Genomic DNA, 18307 nt, shown 5'->3' with positions numbered 1-18307 from the left:
ATGCTTCGAGTAATGACTTTTTTGCGAAATCAAGATTAGTACTGACTTCAAAATCAGCAATTATCATTTGTTGAAAGTCTTTAACGAATTCGAGTTCTTCGATACGTTCTTTGAGTTTTTTGATTTCATCGTTTTTGCTCATTGTTTTAGAATTTTGTTCAAAGGAACGCAATTTTTTCATCCAATAGGTTATTGAAGAGCGAGAAATTCCATGTAATTTAGAAGCGTGATTTACTGAAATTTGACCGTTTGAAATTTGGTCAATGATGGAAAGTTTTAGGTCGAAACCAATTTTTTTGTACTCAATTTTTGGACAGTGTCCATTTTTTGTGGGTTCCATAGTATGCTAAAAGTGTTTAATTTTTAGTCAACCTATTTCAGGATTTGTCATCCAACCTGCTGACGCATAACGTTTCGCGGCTACAAGAAGTGGCGAACTTCGGAACTGCGTATTTTCTGCTAAGATAAAATTTATTGCGAAAGATAAACGTGAATTTTGCACATTTCTCGCCATTTCTTGTAACCGCTGTTGTGCGTTCGGTTTTTTATTCGTTCCAATATTCTTCCATAATCGGAATTCTATTTATTACATTTTTAGATATGAGTTCAAATTTGTCTTCAACACTCAAATTTTTATTTTGGTCATACCTAAACCAACTCTCTGTGCCATTTTCTTCTGACTTAGAATTCGGATATATTCTTTTTCTCTCAAACAAATCGTGAGCGGTCAATTTATTCAACGGAATCAATTTTCCCCAATGCGTTTTAAATTCCGTTTCTTTCCAATTAGCTAATTCAATTATGAATCCACCACTATTTCTATCAAATTGAAACGTCAACAAATTTGTCTTTCCGTTTTCAGTTTTTCTAAAATGCGGAAAACTACCTTTAAAATTTCTATTTCGTAATTCAGGAATAAAAATTTCATTAAGTGACTTAATCATTTTATCTTTTTCTAAACTCATTATTCCATATAATTTAGTGAATTCTATTTCGTTCCGCCAAACTGACGCACAACTTACATATATGTATGACAAAATCATACTCATACAACCGATTTTTGGTGGATTTGTATGATAACGGTTATACTTTATTAACAACGAATATATAATTATTTTTTTACAAATCGTCAAACGGGCTTTTTATTTGTTGTAAACTTTTTGTACTCACATGAGTATATATTTCAGTTGTTCTGCTGCTATTATGTCCTAATAATTCCTGAATATATCTTAGGTCTGTTCCGCTTTCTAATAAATGGGTAGCATAACTGTGACGCAACCAATGTAGTGTTACTGGTTTTTTTATTTTTGCCTTTTCTAATGCTTGCTTCAATACACTTTGTAAGCTTTGTTCGGAATAAATTGTGCCTAATTCAATTCCCTCAAAGAGATATTTTACCGGTTTGTGTACTTTGTAATATTCTCTTAGGAGTTCTAATATCTTTAGTGATAAAGGGGTTATTCTATCTTTTTTTCCTTTTGCTTGCCTAATATTTACTATGTATCTTTTAGAGTCGATATCAATAAGTTTTAAATTTAATAATTCGCTTCTTCTTAATCCACAACTGTATATTATTGATAGCATAGCTTTGTGTTTTAAGTTGCTATGTGCATCTAAAATTGATTTTATTTCTTGTTTGCTTAATACATTAGGTAGAATTTTTTCTCTTTTTGGCCGATGTATTTTTTCTACATCAATTTTTGTTTCTTGTACTGTTCTAAAATATAATTTTATAGCATTTACAATCTGATTTTGATAAGAAGCAGATAATTTTTTCTTTAACAAATATTCATTGTTGTAGATGATAATGTCATCATTGGTAATATCTTTTATGCTTTTTTCTCTATAAAACACTAAAAATGATTTTAGAGCTTCGGTATAAGTTTTTATTGTGTTTGGACTGTATCTTTTGGAGGATAGCCACTGATTGAATTTATGCATTTGTTCGATTCCTTCAACAGACGGAATCGTATTTTCATATTGGATGATCTTGAAATGATCTCTGTTTTCATGGGTGTCTGGAAGATGCCAAACACTTTTTTTTGTACTCCATCTAGCATCTTCGAATTCTTTAATTCGATTAATTAAAGCACTATTTTTTTCAAATTGTACTGCAATTCTATTTTCTTCTCTATGCTTTATCAATTTTGCTGTCCAGATCATAATAATTTGGTTTTGTAGCTTAAAGATAATTATATTTTTTTTAATCTCAATTTTTAAGACGCTCTATTTGTTCGTGTTACGAGTTTTGCGTAAGGGATAGCAGCGATATCCTTTTATGGAGCTTTGCGTAATAAAAGATTTAGCGTAAAGCCCGACCCCAACTCTATTTCCCCAGAGTAGGGAAATAGAGTTGGGGATACGCCCTAAAGCTTTTTATTAAAAATATTGGATTTAATAAGTGTAAATGAATTTTATGAAATGGTAGTAACTAATTTATTATACATTATAATGTTAACAGTCAGCCATATTTACGGCAATTGCCAATCCACCCTCAGAAGTTTCTTTGTATTTATTGTTCATGTCCTTTGCTGTTTGCCACATCGTATCTACGACTTTGTCTAGCGGTACTTTAGCATTTTTAGGGTCAGTTTCTAGCGCTAATTCGGCAGCATTTATGGCTTTTATTGCGCCCATAGTGTTGCGTTCTATACAAGGAATTTGCACTAATCCGCCAATTGGATCGCAGGTAAGACCTAAATGGTGTTCCATGGCAATTTCTGCAGCCATTAGTACTTGTTCTGGAGTTCCGCCCATTAATTCACATAAAGAAGCAGCTGCCATTGCAGAGGAAACGCCTATTTCTGCTTGACATCCGCCCATTGCTGCGGAAATGGTAGAGCCTTTTTTGAAAATGCTACCTATTTCTCCCGCAACCATCAGGAATTGTTTGATCTCTTTAGGTCCAGCTTGATGATTCTCTATGACTAAATAGTACATCAAAACGGCAGGAATAACACCTGCGCTTCCGTTGGTAGGTGCTGTAACAACACGACCTAATGCTGCGTTTACTTCATTGACTGCAAGTGCAAAACAAGAAACCCATTTTAGTATTTGTCGAAATTTAACTTCGGTTTTTCTAATTTCTTCAAGCCAAGTTTGTGGTGAATCGTAATTGGCTAAACCAATAAGATTTTGATGCATGTCGAAAGCACGGCGGCGTACATTTAGTCCTCCTGGAAGAATTCCTTCTGAATGACAACCAATGTACATACACTCTAACATGGTGTTCCAAATGCGCATTAGCTCATGATCAATTTCGGCTTCTGTACGCATTGACTTTTCGTTTTCTAAAACAATTTCAGAAATGGATTTATTTTCTTTTTTACAGTATTCTAATAATTCTGCTGCCTTGTCAATCGGATAAGGAAAAGCACATTTTATTTTTGTTTTTGTTTTGGCATTATCGCGCTCTTCTTTGATAACAAATCCGCCACCTATAGAATAAAAAGTTGATACATAGGAGGTTTTATCGTTCCTGTATGCTGTAAATGTTAAACCATTAGCATGATAGGTGAGGAAGTTTTTGTTGAAAACTATGTCTTGAGTAGGATGAAAAGGAATGATTTTTTCGTTTCCTAAATTAATTTCATTTTTAGATTTAATAGATTTTATAATCGAATCAATATTCTCAATAGGAATGTATTCTGGATCTTGACCACTAAGTCCTAGCATCACCGCTAAGTCTGTTGCGTGTCCTTTTCCTGTTAAAGAAAGTGACCCATACAAATCTATTTGTATTCTGTCTATGTCCAGCATTAAATTTTCATTTCTCAATTCGCCTAGAAAGCGCTCTGCGGCTCTCCATGGGCCAAGTGTATGAGAACTCGAAGGTCCTACACCAATTTTTAGCATGTCAAAAACTGAGATACATTCTTCCATTTTTAAAGTACATTTTGTTATCCGCAAATATAGTAGAATGTTATTAGGATACGAATGATATCGCCAAGATTATTATTTATTTAATACTCGGAAGGCACAATTTTATAGTTTTAGATTATAAAAAATGTTCGATAAATGGTAGAAATACCTCTAAGTAATTTAGTATTATTCGATTAAATATGTTGTACAAGAATGGGTAAAATGCTATTTTTGAAGCATAACTAACCAAATGAATAATGAAAAAAATATTTTTCTCTTTTTGTATAGTCTTGACTTTGGCTTTGAGTGCTACTGCACAAGTGCAAAGTCCTGCAGAATTTTTGCCTACTTATGGCAAGCAAATAACGCATTACCATCAAGTAGAAAATTATTTTAAGCAGCTTACTGAAAAATCTACTTTTATAAAACAGCAGAAATACGGAATTACACCAGAACAAAGAGATTTAAATGTTTTCTTTATTTCTACTCCTGAAAATTTAGCGAATTTAGAGCAAATTAGAAACAATAACTTGGCCGCTATTGGTTTGTCTAAAGAGGGAAACCAAACCATAGGCGATAAGGTGATCGTTTGGTTGAGTTTTAACGTACACGGAAATGAATTTGCAGGAACCGAAAGTGCTATGACAGTTGCCTACGAATTAGTCAATCCCTCGAATACCGAAACTAAAAAGTGGTTAGAAAATACAATCGTAATTTTAGACCCTTGTATTAATCCAGATGGCTACTCTAGATACGGAAACTGGTTAAGAGAAATATCAGGAAAAAAAACACATCCAGAAGCTACTGATAGAGAACACATGGAGGTTTGGCCTGGAGGAAGATACAATCACTATATTTTTGATTTAAATAGAGATTGGGCATGGCAAACACAACCAGAAAGTAAGCAGCGTATTGCATTGTATAACCAATGGATGCCACAAGTTCATACAGATGTTCACGAACAAGGATATGATTCTCCATACTTTTTTCCGCCATCTGCAGAGCCAATACATAACTATATTGAAAAATACCAAAGAGATTTTCATGCTACTTTAGGCGCCAATATTTCAAAAAAATTTGATGCTCAAAATTGGTTATACAACACCAGTGAGCGTTTTGATTTGTTTTATCCTAGTTATGGTGACACTTATCCTGCTTATAACGGAGCAGTAGGAATGACAATGGAGCAAGGAGGAATTGGAGCTGGAAGAGCCGTAATGATGAATAATGGAAATATAGTTACCATTCAGGATCGTATTCTACATCATGCCACTGCAGTTCTTACGGTTGTAGAATCTGCCGCTAGCCAAGCCGATGTTTTGCTAAAAGGTTTTAGAGGTTTTATGAATAATTCTAGAAAAACGGTTAAGGGAAATTATAAAATGTATGTAATGAAAAACAATCCCAAGTTGATTCAGCTTGCGGATTTGTTGAAAAAAAATAATATCGAATATAGTTATGCTGATGCAAGTGTAAAAACTTCGGGTTATAATTACAGCACCAAAACAGATAAAGGTTTTGCCATAGAACCCAATGATCTAATTGTAAAAGTAGATCAGCAAAAAGCAGTTTTTACGCAAGTTCTTTTTGAGCCTAATCAAAAATTAAATGATAGTTTGTCTTATGATATTACTGCTTGGGCACTTCCTTTAGCATACGGAGTTGAGGGTTATGCACTAAAAAACAGTATTGCTATTAAAACGAAAGCTACGATTGAAGTGGTTGAAAAAAGTGTTCCTGAAAAAGTCTATGCTTTTCATATTCCGTGGAATAATAGAATATCAGCTCAGGTTTTATCCCTATTACATCAAAATAATATCAAAGTGAGAGCTGCGATGAAGAAAGCTGTTTTTGGCGATATTACCATAGAACCAGGTGGGTTATTAGTTACCAAAGGAGATAATCCTAAAATTGCAGATTTCGAAAAAACAATTACAGATCTCATTAAGATTAAAACAGATTATAATTACATTTCTACAGGATTTTCATCAAACGCTAAAGATGTTGGAGGAGAAAACTTTACTTTGTTAACGGCACCAAAAATTGTTTTATTATCAGGAAAAGGAGTGAGTTCGACTGAATTTGGTGCTGCTTGGTTTTATTTGCAAGAAACCGTTGATTATCCTGTAAGCGTTGTCGAAGTAAATAATTTTAACAGAATAAAACTTTTTGATTACAACACTTTGATTTTAGCTGATGGAGATTATAATTTTTCTGAAGAACAACAAAAGAAATTATCAGAATGGATTAAAAGTGGTGGAAAAGTAATTGCAATGAATGGTGCTTTGAGTCTTTTTGATGGAAAAGAAGGATATGCATTAAGTCCATTTGCATCTGAAGAGGATAAATTAAATTCTGAAAAAGAAGAAGAGGATGCAGTTCTAAAAGAACGCTTTTTAGATTACCAAGACACAGAAAGAAGAGATATTTCTAAATCGATTCCTGGAGCAATCATCGAAAATACACTTAATAAAACTCATCCACTATCTTTTGGATTAGGAGATAAATACTTTAGTTTAAAAACAGATGATAGAACGTATTCTTTATTAAAAGATGCCATTAATGTGGCTTATATTCCTAAAGATTATAAAAGTTATGGTTTTATAGGTAATGGAATGAAAAAGAAACTGACTAATACCGTAAGTTTTGCTGTTGAAAGTAAAGGCGACGGTATGGTTGTTTACATGGTTGATAATCCATTGTTTAGAGGTTTTTGGGAAAACGGAAATTTATTATTTAGTAATGCTTTGTTTTTATTAAACTAAAAAATAATTATTTAATTAAAACAAAAAAGAGCCAATTAATTGGCTCTTTTTTGTTTTAAAATAACATTGTAAAACAACTATTTTTATTGATAAAACTGTCAAATAAATATCTCATAACTTAAAAATATTAAATTTTAGGAAGTTTTATACCAACTTAAAAGTATTATTTTTTTGAGAAAATTTTGCTCACGATAAATAGAATTACTGCTATGATGGCAACTACTATAAAAATACCAACTCCCATTCCGGCTTTGAATATTCCTTCGACTACTGAACAACTTGAAAATGAAATTAATACTATAAAAAGCATTAATAAACGTGTTATTTGTTTTTGCATGATTATTATGTTTAGGTTATAGTGTAAAATTATACCATAGAATGCTGTAATTTGTTACACAATTTTCTGGTTTTATTATGTAATTTAGAGTTGCTATATTTAGTATTTATTAATCTCTGTTTCGGTTTCAATAAGTTGCTCTTTATTTGTTATTTTAATTAAAATGGACTAAAGTTGAATTTTATCATTTTTTTTAAATTCAATTAAAATTAAAAAATTATATATAGTAGAGTTTTACAATTAAAATTGAAACGTGAGATTAAGTTATAAAGATAAAAATACAAATAGATGATTATTTCTACCTTGTTAATGATAAAATGATAAATTTGAATTTGTATATTTGCCACACCAAACAATATAAATTACTATGAGTCAAAAAGTATTACTTACTGCAAAAGAAGTTACTATCATATTACATCGTTTGGCCTGTCAATTAATTGAAAAACACTTAGATTTTTCAGATACAATTTTAGTTGGTATTCAACCCAGAGGTGTTTTCTTAGCAGAACGTTTAAAAGAAATTTTAGAAAAACAATACCAAACTCCAGAAATTCAATTGGGTTATCTCGATATTACTTTTTTTAGAGATGATTTTCGTAGAACAGAAAAACCATTAGAGGCTAATAAAACCAAAATTAACTTTATTGTCGAAAATAAAAAAGTCATTTTTATAGATGATGTTTTATTTACAGGCAGAAGTATCAGATCGGCTTTGACAGCTATTCAGTCTTTTGGTAGACCATCAGAAATAGAGTTGTTGGTTTTGATAGACAGACGTTTTAGTCGTAATTTACCTATTCAGCCTGATTATAGAGGAAGACAAGTAGATGCTATTAATGACGAAAAAGTGAAAGTAAGTTGGAAAGAAAATGAAGGAGAAGATGGAGTGTATTTAATTACAAGTTAAATTGTATTAATACTTTAACTATTAAAAATTAATAATCGTAAACAAAAATGAAAGAATTAAGCGTAAATCATTTATTAGGAATAAAATATATCAATAAAAATGATATTGACTTAATTTTTGAAACAGCCGATCATTTTAAAGAAGTCATTAATAGACCCATAAAAAAAGTGCCTTCGTTACGAGACATTACTATTGCCAATATTTTTTTCGAAAATAGTACTAGAACAAAGCTTTCCTTTGAGTTGGCGCAAAAGCGATTATCAGCTGATGTAATTAGTTTTTCTGCAGCACAATCTTCTGTCAAAAAAGGTGAAACATTAATTGATACTGTAAATAATATTCTTTCGATGAAAGTAGACATGGTCGTTATGCGTCATGCAAATCCTGGTGCTGCTTACTTTTTGTCTAAGAATGTCAAAGCAAGTATTGTAAATGCTGGTGATGGAGCGCATGAACATCCTACTCAAGCTTTATTAGACAGTTATTCTATTAGAGAAAAACTAGGAGAAGTAGCGGGTAAAAAAGTAGTAATTGTTGGTGATGTCTTGCATTCTAGAGTTGCATTATCTAACATATATGCTTTGCAAATGCAAGGTGCCGAAGTGAAAGTTTGCGGGCCCAAAACACTTATTCCAAGACATATTGAGTCATTAGGAGTTACAGTAGAACCTAACTTAAGAAAAGCGCTAGAATGGTGCGATGTAGCCAATATGTTGCGTGTGCAAAACGAGCGAATGGATGTGAATTATTTTCCTTCTACTAGAGAATATGCACAGCAATACGGTGTAGATAAAACTCTCTTAGATTCACTTAACAAAGAGATTGTTATTATGCATCCCGGGCCTATTAATCGCGGTGTAGAGATTACCAGTGAAGTAGCAGATTCTCAACAATCGGTTATTTTAAATCAAGTAGAAAATGGTGTTGCTATAAGAATGGCCGTTATTTATCTTTTGGCTTCAAAAATTCAATAATTCCTTTTAAATAAATATTTATTTAACCAGACTTGCTTGTTCTAAGTCATAAATAAAAAAAAATGAAAGTAGATCAAAAAGGTCACACGATAACTATTAGAGATACTCAAGGTAATGTTAATTCATTCTTGATGACGGTTACAGAACAGTATAAGTCGTTTGAAAAAAGTAACATTATAATTGATCTTTTAATGCATAAAGAGCTATCATTGAACGATATTAAATTATTTATTCCGATTTCAAAACAGCATAAAAAAGCAAAAAAATCTTTTGTAGTTGTAGCGGATGACTTTGATTACAATGCTGCTCCTAATAGATTAATTGTTGTTCCTTCTTTATTAGAAGCTCACGATATTATAGAAATGGATGAAATAGAAAGAGATCTTGGATTTTAAAAATAGTTGTGAATAGTAGTATAAAAAAATAGTACTACAGTTTTATTCATTGTTTTTTCAGGTCTATTTTATGCTAATAAAATTTTATTACTAAATATAATTCGTATTGCCTATTTGATTCGCTTTTGATGTTATACTTAGGTATATAATATTGAAAAATAGAATAATAAAGAAATTAACGTTGTTGCTATTTAAGGAAACAACTGTACATATTCAATTTTTATAAATCAAATAATAATTTGAAACTAACAATTCTTGGTTGCTATGCAGCCACTCCTCGTACATTTACAAATCCTACTTCACAGATTTTAGAAATTAAAAACAGGCTTTTTTTGATTGATTGTGGTGAAGGAACTCAAGTACAATTGCGAAGAAATAAAATTAAATTTTCTAAGATAAATCATATTTTTATTTCCCATTTACATGGAGATCATTTTTTTGGTTTAATAGGTCTTATTTCAACCTTTAGCTTACTAAATAGAACAACCGATTTGCATGTACATGGTCCTAAAGGAATAAAGGAAATCATAATGTTACAATTGCGATTATCCAATTCGTGGACAAATTATGATCTGTTTTTTCATGAACTTGATTCTAAAGAAAGTGAAATAATCTTTGAAGATGATAAGGTTACGGTGAAAACAATTCCATTAAAACATCGGGTATATACAAATGGTTTTTTATTTGAAGAAAAAATAGGGGAGAGGAAACTTAATTTGGATGCAGTACAAAATTATGAAATTGATTCTTGTTATTATCAAAAAATTAAGAACGGTAAGGATATCACTTTAGAAGACGGAAAAATTATTGAAAATGAACAATTAAGTTTTGATCCTATTCCTGCAAAAAGCTATGCCTTTTGTTCTGACACAGTGTATCATGAAGATGTTATTACTATTATTAAAAATGCAGATGTTTTGTATCACGAGGCGACTTTCCTAGATTCTGAAGAAAATCTAGCTAGCAAAACACTACACTGTACGGCTAAACAAGCAGCAACAATTGCTTTAAAATCTAATGTAAAACAATTGATTTTAGGACATTATTCTACGCGATATGAAAATATAGAAATGTTTAAAGAAGAAGCAATTACAATTTTTCCAGAAATTCTTTTGGCAGATGATGGTAAAAGTTTTGAATTTTAGTACATAAAGTTTTTTGCATTATTCAATTGCTAGCTATTTTAAACCTCATTTTTTATAAAAATACATTTTAAAAAAATAAAAACATGAATGACTTAAGTAATTACAGAAAATCTTACGATAAAAGTGAATTATTAGAATCTTCTATTCCTGAAGATCCTATTAACTTGTTTAACAGGTGGTTTCATGAAGTAGAAGATTTTGGTGGAGACAGTGAAGTAAATGCTATGACGGTTTCGACGATAGGTTTGGATGGTTTTCCTAAATCAAGGGTTGTCCTACTTAAAAAGTTTAGTGAAGAAGGTTTTATTTTTTATACCAATTACAATTCAGAAAAAGGAAAGGCTATTGCTGCAAACCCACATGTTTGTCTTTCTTTTTTTTGGCACACACTAGAGCGTCAGGTAATTATAAAAGGAATAGCAAATAAAATTCCTGCGATTACATCGGATCATTATTTTGAGAGCAGACCTAACGGAAGTAAGCTAGGAGCAATTGTTTCAAATCAGAGTGAAGTTATTCCTTCTCGCGAGTATCTAGAAGAAAATCTAAAACAATTAGAAGGAGAATATGAAGGAATTGTGATTCCAAGACCAGAATATTGGGGAGGCTTTTTAGTTACCGCTATTGAGGTAGAATTTTGGCAAGGCAGACCTAATCGTCTGCATGACAGGATACGTTACTCCAGTCAGGATGATTTCTCATGGAAAATTGAGAGACTTTCTTCTTAATGTAGGAAAAAGAACATTTAAAAATTATTATGATGTATTTCGTCGATTATTTTTGGCAGTTTAACGATAAAATGATTAGTTTTGATCAAGAAATTAACATTTTATTTACTTATTGAAGTTGTTTGCCCCACAATCTACTTTAATCTTAAACTACTAAAATTATGAAACTAAATTTACTTTATGTATTATTGCTAGGTGCAGTAATGTGTAGTTCGATTTCATGTTCATCAGATAATTCAGAAACTCAAAGTGCTGATGCATCGGTAGAGAAAGTAATTAATTATTCTTATAACTCATTTGAGTTAGAAACGATGAATCTAATTAATGATCATAGAGCTAGTTTAGGATTAAAACGTTTAGAGCGAATTAACCATATGTCATACAAATCAGAAGAGCATGATAATTATATGATTACTAACAATGTTGTTAATCACAATGATTTTGTTGCTCGTTCAGAAAATATAATGAAAACCTTGGGAGCAAAATCAGTAGGTGAAAATATTGCTTATAATTATAGTACTCCAAAAGCAGTATTAGACGCTTGGTTAGCAAGTCCTGGGCATAGAGAAAATATTGAAGGCAATTTTACCCATTTTGGAATTGCAATTAAAGAAAATCCTGCCAATGGTAGAAAATATTATACTAATATATTTGCAAAAATTTAAGTTGAGTTTTTTTTATATTAAAAGGGCTGTCTTCTCCCCAAAAGACAGCCTTTTTTTTTGTTTAAAATCTAAAATAATTATATCATAAGGCAGTTATTATAAACTCACTTCTTCGGTTCATTTGATGCTCTTCTTCGCTACAGATAACATTGTCAGAACAATTGTTTACTAGTTGTGATTCGCCATATCCTTTGCCGGTAAGTCGGTTGGAATTAATTCCATTATGTATCAACCAAGCAATAGTTGCACTAGCTCTTCTGTTAGACAAAGCCATATTATAAACAGCAGTTTGTCGACTATCGGTGTGCGAACGGATGTTTAATTTTAAGGTTGGATTTTGTTTTAAAACATCTAATATTTTTTCTAACTCAAATGCTGCTTCCTGCCTAATACTTGATTTATCTAAATCAAAGTATATCATTTTTATATTAAAACATTTACCTAAATCATCTCCTACAGTTACAATACATTTATCATTTTCTAATGCAATTGGTAAATGTGTTTTTCCGTTTGCTGTACTTATTGCTATTTTTTCTTCTTTAGTTTTATAATTACTTTTCTCTGCTCTAACATAATATGTTTTGCCACATTGAACATTAAAAGAATAATTTCCTTTATCATCAGATTGGGTAGAACTAACTATATTAAATTTGTTATCAAAGAGCGTTATCTTAGTTGCAGCAAGTATACTTGAAGTCTTTGTATCGGTGATTTCACCATATAAAAGTTGCTGACAAGAAAGTCTTTTTAATTCTAAAAACTTATAAATATCATCATAACCTTTTCCGCCTTCTTTGTTTGATGAAAAGAAACCTCGTCTTGATTTTGTATCAATTAGATAGGCAAAATCATCTTTTGAAGAGTTTATATCCGAACCTAAATTTTGCAATTCTCCAAAAGAACCATCGCTTGCTATTGAGCTTACAAAAACATCTAAACCACCTAAACCTGGATGTCCGTCTGATGCAAAATAAATCTCATTTTCATCACTTACGTAAGGGAACGATTCTTTTCCTTCGGTATTTATAGTTGTACCTAAATTTATAGGTATGCCGTAAGTCCCATTGCTTTTTATTTCTACTTTAAATAAATCAGATTGGCCTATACTTCCGGGCATGTCTGAGGCAAAATACAATGTCTTACCATCCGGACTTAAAGCAGGGTGGGCTGTGCTATAATTATCGCTGTTAAAAGGAAGATCGATTACATCAGTCCATTTTTGGTTTTTTAAGGTTGCTTTATATATTTTTACTAAAGTAATTTTGCTGCCATCTTTTCCTTTTTTTCCATCTAAAAAGTTATTTCTAGTAAAGTACATACTTTGACCATCATTGGTAAATACGGGAGTAGATTCGTTAAATCTTGAGTTTATTTTAGAATCAAATTTTTTAGGTTTATTGGGAGTCATATCTTCTCCTAAAGTGGCCGAATATAAATTTGTAAAGTGTTGATTAGTCCATTTGTGTTTTCTCTGACCTAAACTCCCGGTATCTCTAGCTGAGGTAAATACGATTTCCTTGCCATATATTGCAGTACCGTAATCAGAATATTCAGAGTTTATTCCGGCATCTTCAATTTTATATCTTCCAGAATTGGCCTTTATCTCCTCTAGATAGTTTCTGTCTTTGGCAAATAGTTTTCCACGACTATCATTTCCAGATTTTTTATCGAACAATTTTAATAATTCATTGGCTTTTTCATCTTGACCAATAGATTTCAAAGAATTAGCATATCTGTAGTAATATTCTGGTTCTAAATCCGTACTGTTCATCTCAAATAATTCAGCATACCACTTTGCAGCTTTTTCAAAATCAGAATTAAAGTAATAAGAATTGGCTAAATTCTTAAACATTTCTGTCGATTTATATCCTTTTTCCGCAACCCTTTCGTAGGTTTTTATAGCATCTATATAGGCAAACTTATCGTATTTTTTGTCTGCAGCTATCAATTTTGCTTTTTGAGAATATACATTAAATGTCAAAGCATTCAATATAATTATATAGAGGAATATATTGTTTTTCATACTGATCTTTTTTAAAAGAAACGAGGAGTTGTAATTTTGTCATTGTTTTTGAATATTTCATAGCGCAAGAATATTTCATGCGAACCAGAATTATAGTTGTTCAATTTTGTAGTTTCATGATCATAACCATATCCGATGTACATCCCATCAGAAACCTGAAAACCTACAATAGCACTAAGTGCAGCACTCCATCTGTAAGCAACACCTACTGTGAATTTCTCAACAAACATAAAATTGGCTGAAATATCTACTTGTAGTGGTGAGCCAATAACTAGTTTGGAAAGAATAGCGGGTTTAAATTTTATGTCACTCGTCAGATCTGCAACATATCCTGCCATTAGATAATAATTTATCTTTTCTTTAAAAATGGCAACTGTATTATCATCATATCGATTGGACTCTATGAAATTTGGAATAGAAAAACCAATATAGGCTTTATCGGAATGTAAATAAATACCAGCACCTATATTTGGAGAAAATTCATTATTGATATTTTGTATTGAAGGATCTAAAGGATAATCACTAACAGGATTTAGTTTTGATGTGTCTAGATTAAAAATATTAGCCGATGCTTTTATACCAAACGAAAGTTTGTACGATTCGGATGTTGGAATCGTATAGGAAATATCGGCAGAGATAGTGTTTTCCATTGTAGGGCCTATTTTATCATTAACTATAGAGAAGCCTATACCAAGATTATTTCCGTTTAAAGGGGTGTTAATAGAAGCTACATTCGTAACTGGAGCGCCATCTAATCCTACCCATTGGGTTCGATGCATAGCAAAAATACTCATTGCGCCTCTAGATCCTGCGTAAGCTGGATTTACATTTATAGTGTTATACATATATTGTGTGTACTGCGCATCTTGCTGCGCATGACTCACAAAAAATGTAAAGATCAAAATGACTGAAAATATTTTTGTTCTCATAGTAAATTTATTATTATTAATATATTGAACTGTTTTTTGATAAGCGTGCGAAATACTATTTGTATAAACTTAATTTTTAACGATGTTGATTTTTATAAACTAGGAGTTAATCCTGAGTCATTTAGAGAGACTCAGGATTAAAATCATAGTTTGAATCTATTTCGTGAGATATAAAAAACCTTCTTTTTTATTGTTTTGAATAGTACCATTTCCATCTATAGAAGTATAGTTTAGAATATAGAAATAGGTTCCACTTGGTAAACCAGTAGATTCACTAACTGTAGTTCTTCCTTGCGATATACCATCAAAATTATTAGTTTGATTATTGTAATTTTTAGTTCTAAAAATTAAAACACCCCAACGATTATAAATCTCAACTGTATTTTCTGGATAACAATTGGTTTCACTAATATCATCGATTGTAAAAACATCATTAATACCATCGCCATTTGGAGAAAAGGCATTGTGTACTACTATAGATCTGCAACCTAGTACAAATGCTTTATCAATTTCAACGGTGTCAGAGGCTTTTATTTCAGCATTTGTAGGTGTTAATCCTTTTGCATTAGCGATATTAATAACAGAATTATTGTCAAGATCATTTTTAGTTATGGTATAACTTTCATTAAATTCTTGTTCTGTACCTGGCGCCAAAACAGAAATAATTGTATTTAATCCTGTTAATGGATCGGTTACTACAATTTGATGAAGTGTTACATTTCCTGAATTCCTAACTATAATTTTATAATTGATTATTTCTCCAACTAAACTATAGCCTGTGACAGCTGCTGTTTTATAAACCACGAGATTAGCACTTTGATTTAACGTTGTTATTGTGCAATTTTTACAATCTGTTTTTGGTATGCAATTCATACATGGTGTAGGATCTGTAGAAGTAGCAGTTACTTTATCATTGTAAGGTGTTGTGCCAGTAACAGTAGCCAAATTGTATACTAAACCACTATCTATATCAGCTTGGGTAATTGAATAAGTAGCTGAAAAAGAAGTAGCATTAGACTCGCCAATTTGTAATGTAATAGGACTACCTGTTATTACTAGACCTTCTAAATTATCGCTTATATTGACTTGAGTTAAGATAACATCACCCGTATTTATTAGCATGAAGGAGTAGACTATTTTATCTCCTAAATTGGTAATTCCATCTTTGTTAGCGTCTATATAGATGCCATCTTTTGTAATTGCAATACTTGCTTTTTGATTTAGAGGTGTTTCTGTTGCAGTATCATTATTTTGTTGCGTTCCAGAGATATCTTTCACTTCATTTCCTTTCGGATCTTTACCAATTGCAACTGCAGAATTAATTACTTTACCTGCATTAATATCAGCTTGAGTTAAAATATAAATTCCTGTTATAGTTGTATTTTCACCAGCATTAAGAGAAGCTATGCTATTGTTTTTTATTGTTAATCCCTTCATAGGATCAGTTATGACAATAGAATTTATTGTTACATTTCCAGTATTTGTTACTATAAAAGTGTAATTGATTATCTCACCTGCTTGTGCAAAACCATCGGTATTTGAATCATAGAAAATTCCTTTTTTAACAAGAGCTATTCCTGATTCCTGAATTGAATAGGAGTAATTTGCAACACAGCCATTCTTATCTTTGATTTCAACACTATAATTTCCTTTAATTAAATCAGTAATATCTTTTGTTGTTGCACCATTTGACCATAAATAAGTATAAGGTAGTGTTCCTCCAGAAATAGTTTGAGTTATGCTGCCATTACTACATCCTACACAATTAGTATTATCAATGATTATTGCAGTTGCTGTTATTGCAGCATTCGGTTGCTGAATAATAACTTTTAATTCATCAGAGGAACAACCATTGTCGGCAGTTGCAATTACCTTATAAATACCTTGAGAAAGTCCTATCAAATCTTTAGAAGTTGAATAGGCAATATTATTTTTTGTCCATGCATAAGTATAAGGACTTTTTCCTCCTTCAGTAATAATGCTAATAGTACCATTATTTTCTCCAAAGCAATAAGCATCTGTTTGCGAAGAAATAGAAATTACAGGAAGAGTGTTGTCAAGCGTAGTATTAACCGAAGCAATTGCTGAACACCCATTGGCATTTTTTACCGTTACCGAAAATGTTCCGGCAGTTGCAACCGTGATAGCAGGAGTTGTTGCTCCATTTGACCATAAATAGCTGGTTCCACCGCTTGCTGTTAAAGTCGTATTTGGAGTGGTACAACTCAAAGCCAATCCGTTATCCGATGCTATAGCGGCAACAGGAAGAGTGTTGTCAAGCGTAGTATTGACCGAAGCAATTACGGAACAACCATTGGCATTTTTTACCGTTACCGAGAATGTTCCCGCAGTTGCAACCGCAATAGCAGGAGTTGTTGCTCCGTTCGACCATAAATAGCTGGTTCCACCGCTTGCTGTTAAAGTCGAATTTGGAGTGTTACAACTCAAAGCCAGTCCGTTATCGGACGCTATAGCGGCAATAGGAAGACTGTTATCAAGTGTAGTAGTTACCGAAGCTGTAGCCGAACATCCATTGGCATTTTTTACCGTTACCGAAAATGTTCCGGCAGTTGTAACAATAATGGAAGCAGTTGTTGCTCCGTTCAACCATAAATAGCTGGTTCCACCGCTAGCTGTTAAAGTTGTGTTTGGAGTGGTACAACTCAAAGCCAGTCCATTATCTGATACAATAGCCGCAATAGGAAGAGTGTTGTCAAGTGTAGTAGTTACCGAAGCAGTCGCCGAACAACCATTGGCATTTTTTACCGTTACCGAAAATGTTCCGGCAGTTGCAACCGTGATAGCAGGAGTTGTTGCTCCATTTGACCATAAATAGCTGGTTCCACCGCTAGCTGTTAGAGTCGTGTTTGGAGTGGTACAATTCAAAGCCAATCCGTTATCGGACGCAATAGCGGCAATAGGAAGAGTGTTGTCAAGTGTAGTATTGACCGAAGCAATTGCTGAACACCCATTACTATTTTTTACCGTTACCGAAAATGTTCCGGCAGTTGCAACCGTAATAGCAGGAGTTGTTGCTCCGTTCGACCATAAATAGCTGGTTCCACCGCTAGCTGTTAAAGTCGTATTTGGAGTGGTACAGCTCAAAGCCAATCCATTATCCGATGCAATAGCGGCAATAGGAAGAGTGTTATCAAGCGTAGTATTAACCGAAGCAGTCGCCGAACACCCATTGGCATTTTTTACCGTTACCGAAAATGTTCCCGCAGTTGCAACCGTAATAGCAGCAGTTGTTGCCCCGTTCGACCATAAATAGCTGGTTCCACCGCTTGCTGATAAAGTCGTATTTGGAGTCGTGCAACTCAAAGCCAGTCCGTTATCCGATGCAATAGCGGCAATAGGAAGAATTTTGTCAAGCGTAGTATTTACCGAAGCTGTAGCCCAACACCCATTAGCATTTTTTACCGTTACCAAAAATGTTCCGGCAGTTGTAACAGTAATAGCAGCAGTTGTTGCTCCGTTCGACCATAAATAGCTGGTTCCACCGCTTGCTGTTAAAGTCGTATTTGGAGTGGTACAACTCAAAGCCAATCCGTTATCCGATGCAATAGCGGCAATAC

At 32.5% G+C, this 18307-nt stretch carries 16 protein-coding genes; 7 read left to right on the top strand and 9 right to left on the bottom strand.

Translation table 11 applies throughout. The annotated features are described in order from the left end of the window. The 5 genes from MW871_RS15350 to MW871_RS15330 all read right to left on the bottom strand — a co-directional run. The coding region (locus MW871_RS15350; protein WP_248429294.1) for a helix-turn-helix domain-containing protein at window positions 1–340 on the bottom strand (340 nt) is incomplete at its 3' end. Between the two features lie 27 nt (window positions 341–367). After that, window positions 368–514, bottom strand: a complete 147-nt coding sequence (locus MW871_RS15345; RefSeq protein WP_248429008.1) for a hypothetical protein — start codon at window positions 512–514, stop codon at window positions 368–370. Window positions 515–545: 31 nt separating this feature from the next. Continuing rightward, window positions 546–965 (bottom strand): DUF4304 domain-containing protein, encoded by a 420-nt coding sequence (locus MW871_RS15340; protein WP_248429009.1) that lies wholly within the window; start codon window positions 963–965, stop codon window positions 546–548. Between the two features lie 154 nt (window positions 966–1119). Next, window positions 1120–2163, bottom strand: coding sequence for a tyrosine-type recombinase/integrase (locus MW871_RS15335; protein WP_248429010.1), 1044 nt, complete (start codon window positions 2161–2163; stop codon window positions 1120–1122). 291 nt (window positions 2164–2454) lie between these two features. After that, a complete protein-coding gene (locus tag MW871_RS15330; protein WP_248429011.1) occupies window positions 2455–3882 on the bottom strand; it encodes an L-serine ammonia-lyase in 1428 nt (475 codons plus the stop codon). A gap of 236 nt (window positions 3883–4118) precedes the next feature. On the opposite strand from MW871_RS15330, the gene MW871_RS15325 reads away from it, so the two are divergent. Further along, window positions 4119–6626, top strand: a complete 2508-nt coding sequence (locus MW871_RS15325) for a M14 family zinc carboxypeptidase (RefSeq protein WP_248429012.1) — start codon at window positions 4119–4121, stop codon at window positions 6624–6626. Between the two features lie 163 nt (window positions 6627–6789). On the opposite strand, the gene MW871_RS15320 is transcribed toward MW871_RS15325, so the two are convergent. After that, window positions 6790–6963 carry a hypothetical protein gene (locus MW871_RS15320; RefSeq protein WP_188050866.1) on the bottom strand — a complete coding sequence of 58 codons (174 nt, stop codon included), beginning with the start codon at window positions 6961–6963 and terminating at the stop codon, window positions 6790–6792. Between the two features lie 367 nt (window positions 6964–7330). Here MW871_RS15320 and pyrR point away from each other — a divergent pair, with 367 nt between their 5' ends. From pyrR to MW871_RS15290, 6 genes are all read left to right on the top strand, one after another. Continuing rightward, complete coding sequence (gene pyrR, locus MW871_RS15315) at window positions 7331–7870, top strand: bifunctional pyr operon transcriptional regulator/uracil phosphoribosyltransferase PyrR (protein WP_210645887.1); 540 nt, start codon at window positions 7331–7333, stop codon at window positions 7868–7870. 47 nt (window positions 7871–7917) lie between these two features. After that, complete coding sequence (locus MW871_RS15310; RefSeq protein ID WP_188050864.1) at window positions 7918–8844, top strand: aspartate carbamoyltransferase catalytic subunit; 927 nt, start codon at window positions 7918–7920, stop codon at window positions 8842–8844. Between the two features lie 62 nt (window positions 8845–8906). Beyond that, a complete protein-coding gene (locus MW871_RS15305) occupies window positions 8907–9239 on the top strand; it encodes a ribonuclease Z (protein ID WP_248429013.1) in 333 nt (110 codons plus the stop codon). A gap of 239 nt (window positions 9240–9478) precedes the next feature. Then, complete coding sequence (locus tag MW871_RS15300; protein ID WP_248429014.1) at window positions 9479–10384, top strand: ribonuclease Z; 906 nt, start codon at window positions 9479–9481, stop codon at window positions 10382–10384. Between the two features lie 83 nt (window positions 10385–10467). Next, a complete protein-coding gene (pdxH, locus tag MW871_RS15295) occupies window positions 10468–11112 on the top strand; it encodes a pyridoxamine 5'-phosphate oxidase (protein ID WP_188050861.1) in 645 nt (214 codons plus the stop codon). Window positions 11113–11273: 161 nt separating this feature from the next. Beyond that, the gene (locus tag MW871_RS15290; RefSeq protein ID WP_210645890.1) at window positions 11274–11777 is read left to right on the top strand and encodes a CAP domain-containing protein; all 504 of its coding nucleotides are present in this window, start codon (window positions 11274–11276) and stop codon (window positions 11775–11777) included. Between the two features lie 82 nt (window positions 11778–11859). Here MW871_RS15290 and MW871_RS15285 read toward each other — a convergent pair whose 3' ends face one another. The 3 genes from MW871_RS15285 to MW871_RS15275 all read right to left on the bottom strand — a co-directional run. Then, window positions 11860–13800 (bottom strand): OmpA family protein, encoded by a 1941-nt coding sequence (locus MW871_RS15285; protein ID WP_248429015.1) that lies wholly within the window; start codon window positions 13798–13800, stop codon window positions 11860–11862. 11 nt (window positions 13801–13811) lie between these two features. Beyond that, window positions 13812–14729 carry a PorP/SprF family type IX secretion system membrane protein gene (locus MW871_RS15280; protein WP_248429016.1) on the bottom strand — a complete coding sequence of 306 codons (918 nt, stop codon included), beginning with the start codon at window positions 14727–14729 and terminating at the stop codon, window positions 13812–13814. Window positions 14730–14885: 156 nt separating this feature from the next. Next, on the bottom strand, window positions 14886–18307 hold a 3422-nt coding region (locus tag MW871_RS15275), incomplete at its 5' end, for a DUF7507 domain-containing protein (protein WP_248429293.1).

The sequence above is a fragment of the Flavobacterium pygoscelis genome, assembly GCF_023162025.1.
GTDB lineage: Bacteria > Bacteroidota > Bacteroidia > Flavobacteriales > Flavobacteriaceae > Flavobacterium > Flavobacterium pygoscelis.
This window is presented reverse-complemented; position numbering and strand designations above follow the sequence as displayed.

Excerpts from the sequence above, each read along its gene's own strand:
- MW871_RS15285 (WP_248429015.1), bottom strand. The coding sequence starts at position 13,800 with ATGAAAAACAATATATTCCTCTATATAATTATATTGAATGCTTTGACA.
- MW871_RS15290 (WP_210645890.1), top strand. The coding sequence starts at position 11,274 with ATGAAACTAAATTTACTTTATGTATTATTGCTAGGTGCAGTAATGTGT.
- MW871_RS15325 (WP_248429012.1), top strand. The coding sequence starts at position 4,119 with ATGAAAAAAATATTTTTCTCTTTTTGTATAGTCTTGACTTTGGCTTTG.
- MW871_RS15280 (WP_248429016.1), bottom strand. The coding sequence starts at position 14,729 with ATGAGAACAAAAATATTTTCAGTCATTTTGATCTTTACATTTTTTGTG.
- MW871_RS15345 (WP_248429008.1), bottom strand. The coding sequence starts at position 514 with ATGGCGAGAAATGTGCAAAATTCACGTTTATCTTTCGCAATAAATTTT.
- pyrR (WP_210645887.1), top strand. The coding sequence starts at position 7,331 with ATGAGTCAAAAAGTATTACTTACTGCAAAAGAAGTTACTATCATATTA.
- MW871_RS15330 (WP_248429011.1), bottom strand. The coding sequence starts at position 3,882 with ATGGAAGAATGTATCTCAGTTTTTGACATGCTAAAAATTGGTGTAGGA.
- MW871_RS15305 (WP_248429013.1), top strand. The coding sequence starts at position 8,907 with ATGAAAGTAGATCAAAAAGGTCACACGATAACTATTAGAGATACTCAA.
- MW871_RS15310 (WP_188050864.1), top strand. The coding sequence starts at position 7,918 with ATGAAAGAATTAAGCGTAAATCATTTATTAGGAATAAAATATATCAAT.
- MW871_RS15320 (WP_188050866.1), bottom strand. The coding sequence starts at position 6,963 with ATGCAAAAACAAATAACACGTTTATTAATGCTTTTTATAGTATTAATT.
- MW871_RS15340 (WP_248429009.1), bottom strand. The coding sequence starts at position 965 with ATGAGTTTAGAAAAAGATAAAATGATTAAGTCACTTAATGAAATTTTT.
- MW871_RS15335 (WP_248429010.1), bottom strand. The coding sequence starts at position 2,163 with ATGATCTGGACAGCAAAATTGATAAAGCATAGAGAAGAAAATAGAATT.
- pdxH (WP_188050861.1), top strand. The coding sequence starts at position 10,468 with ATGAATGACTTAAGTAATTACAGAAAATCTTACGATAAAAGTGAATTA.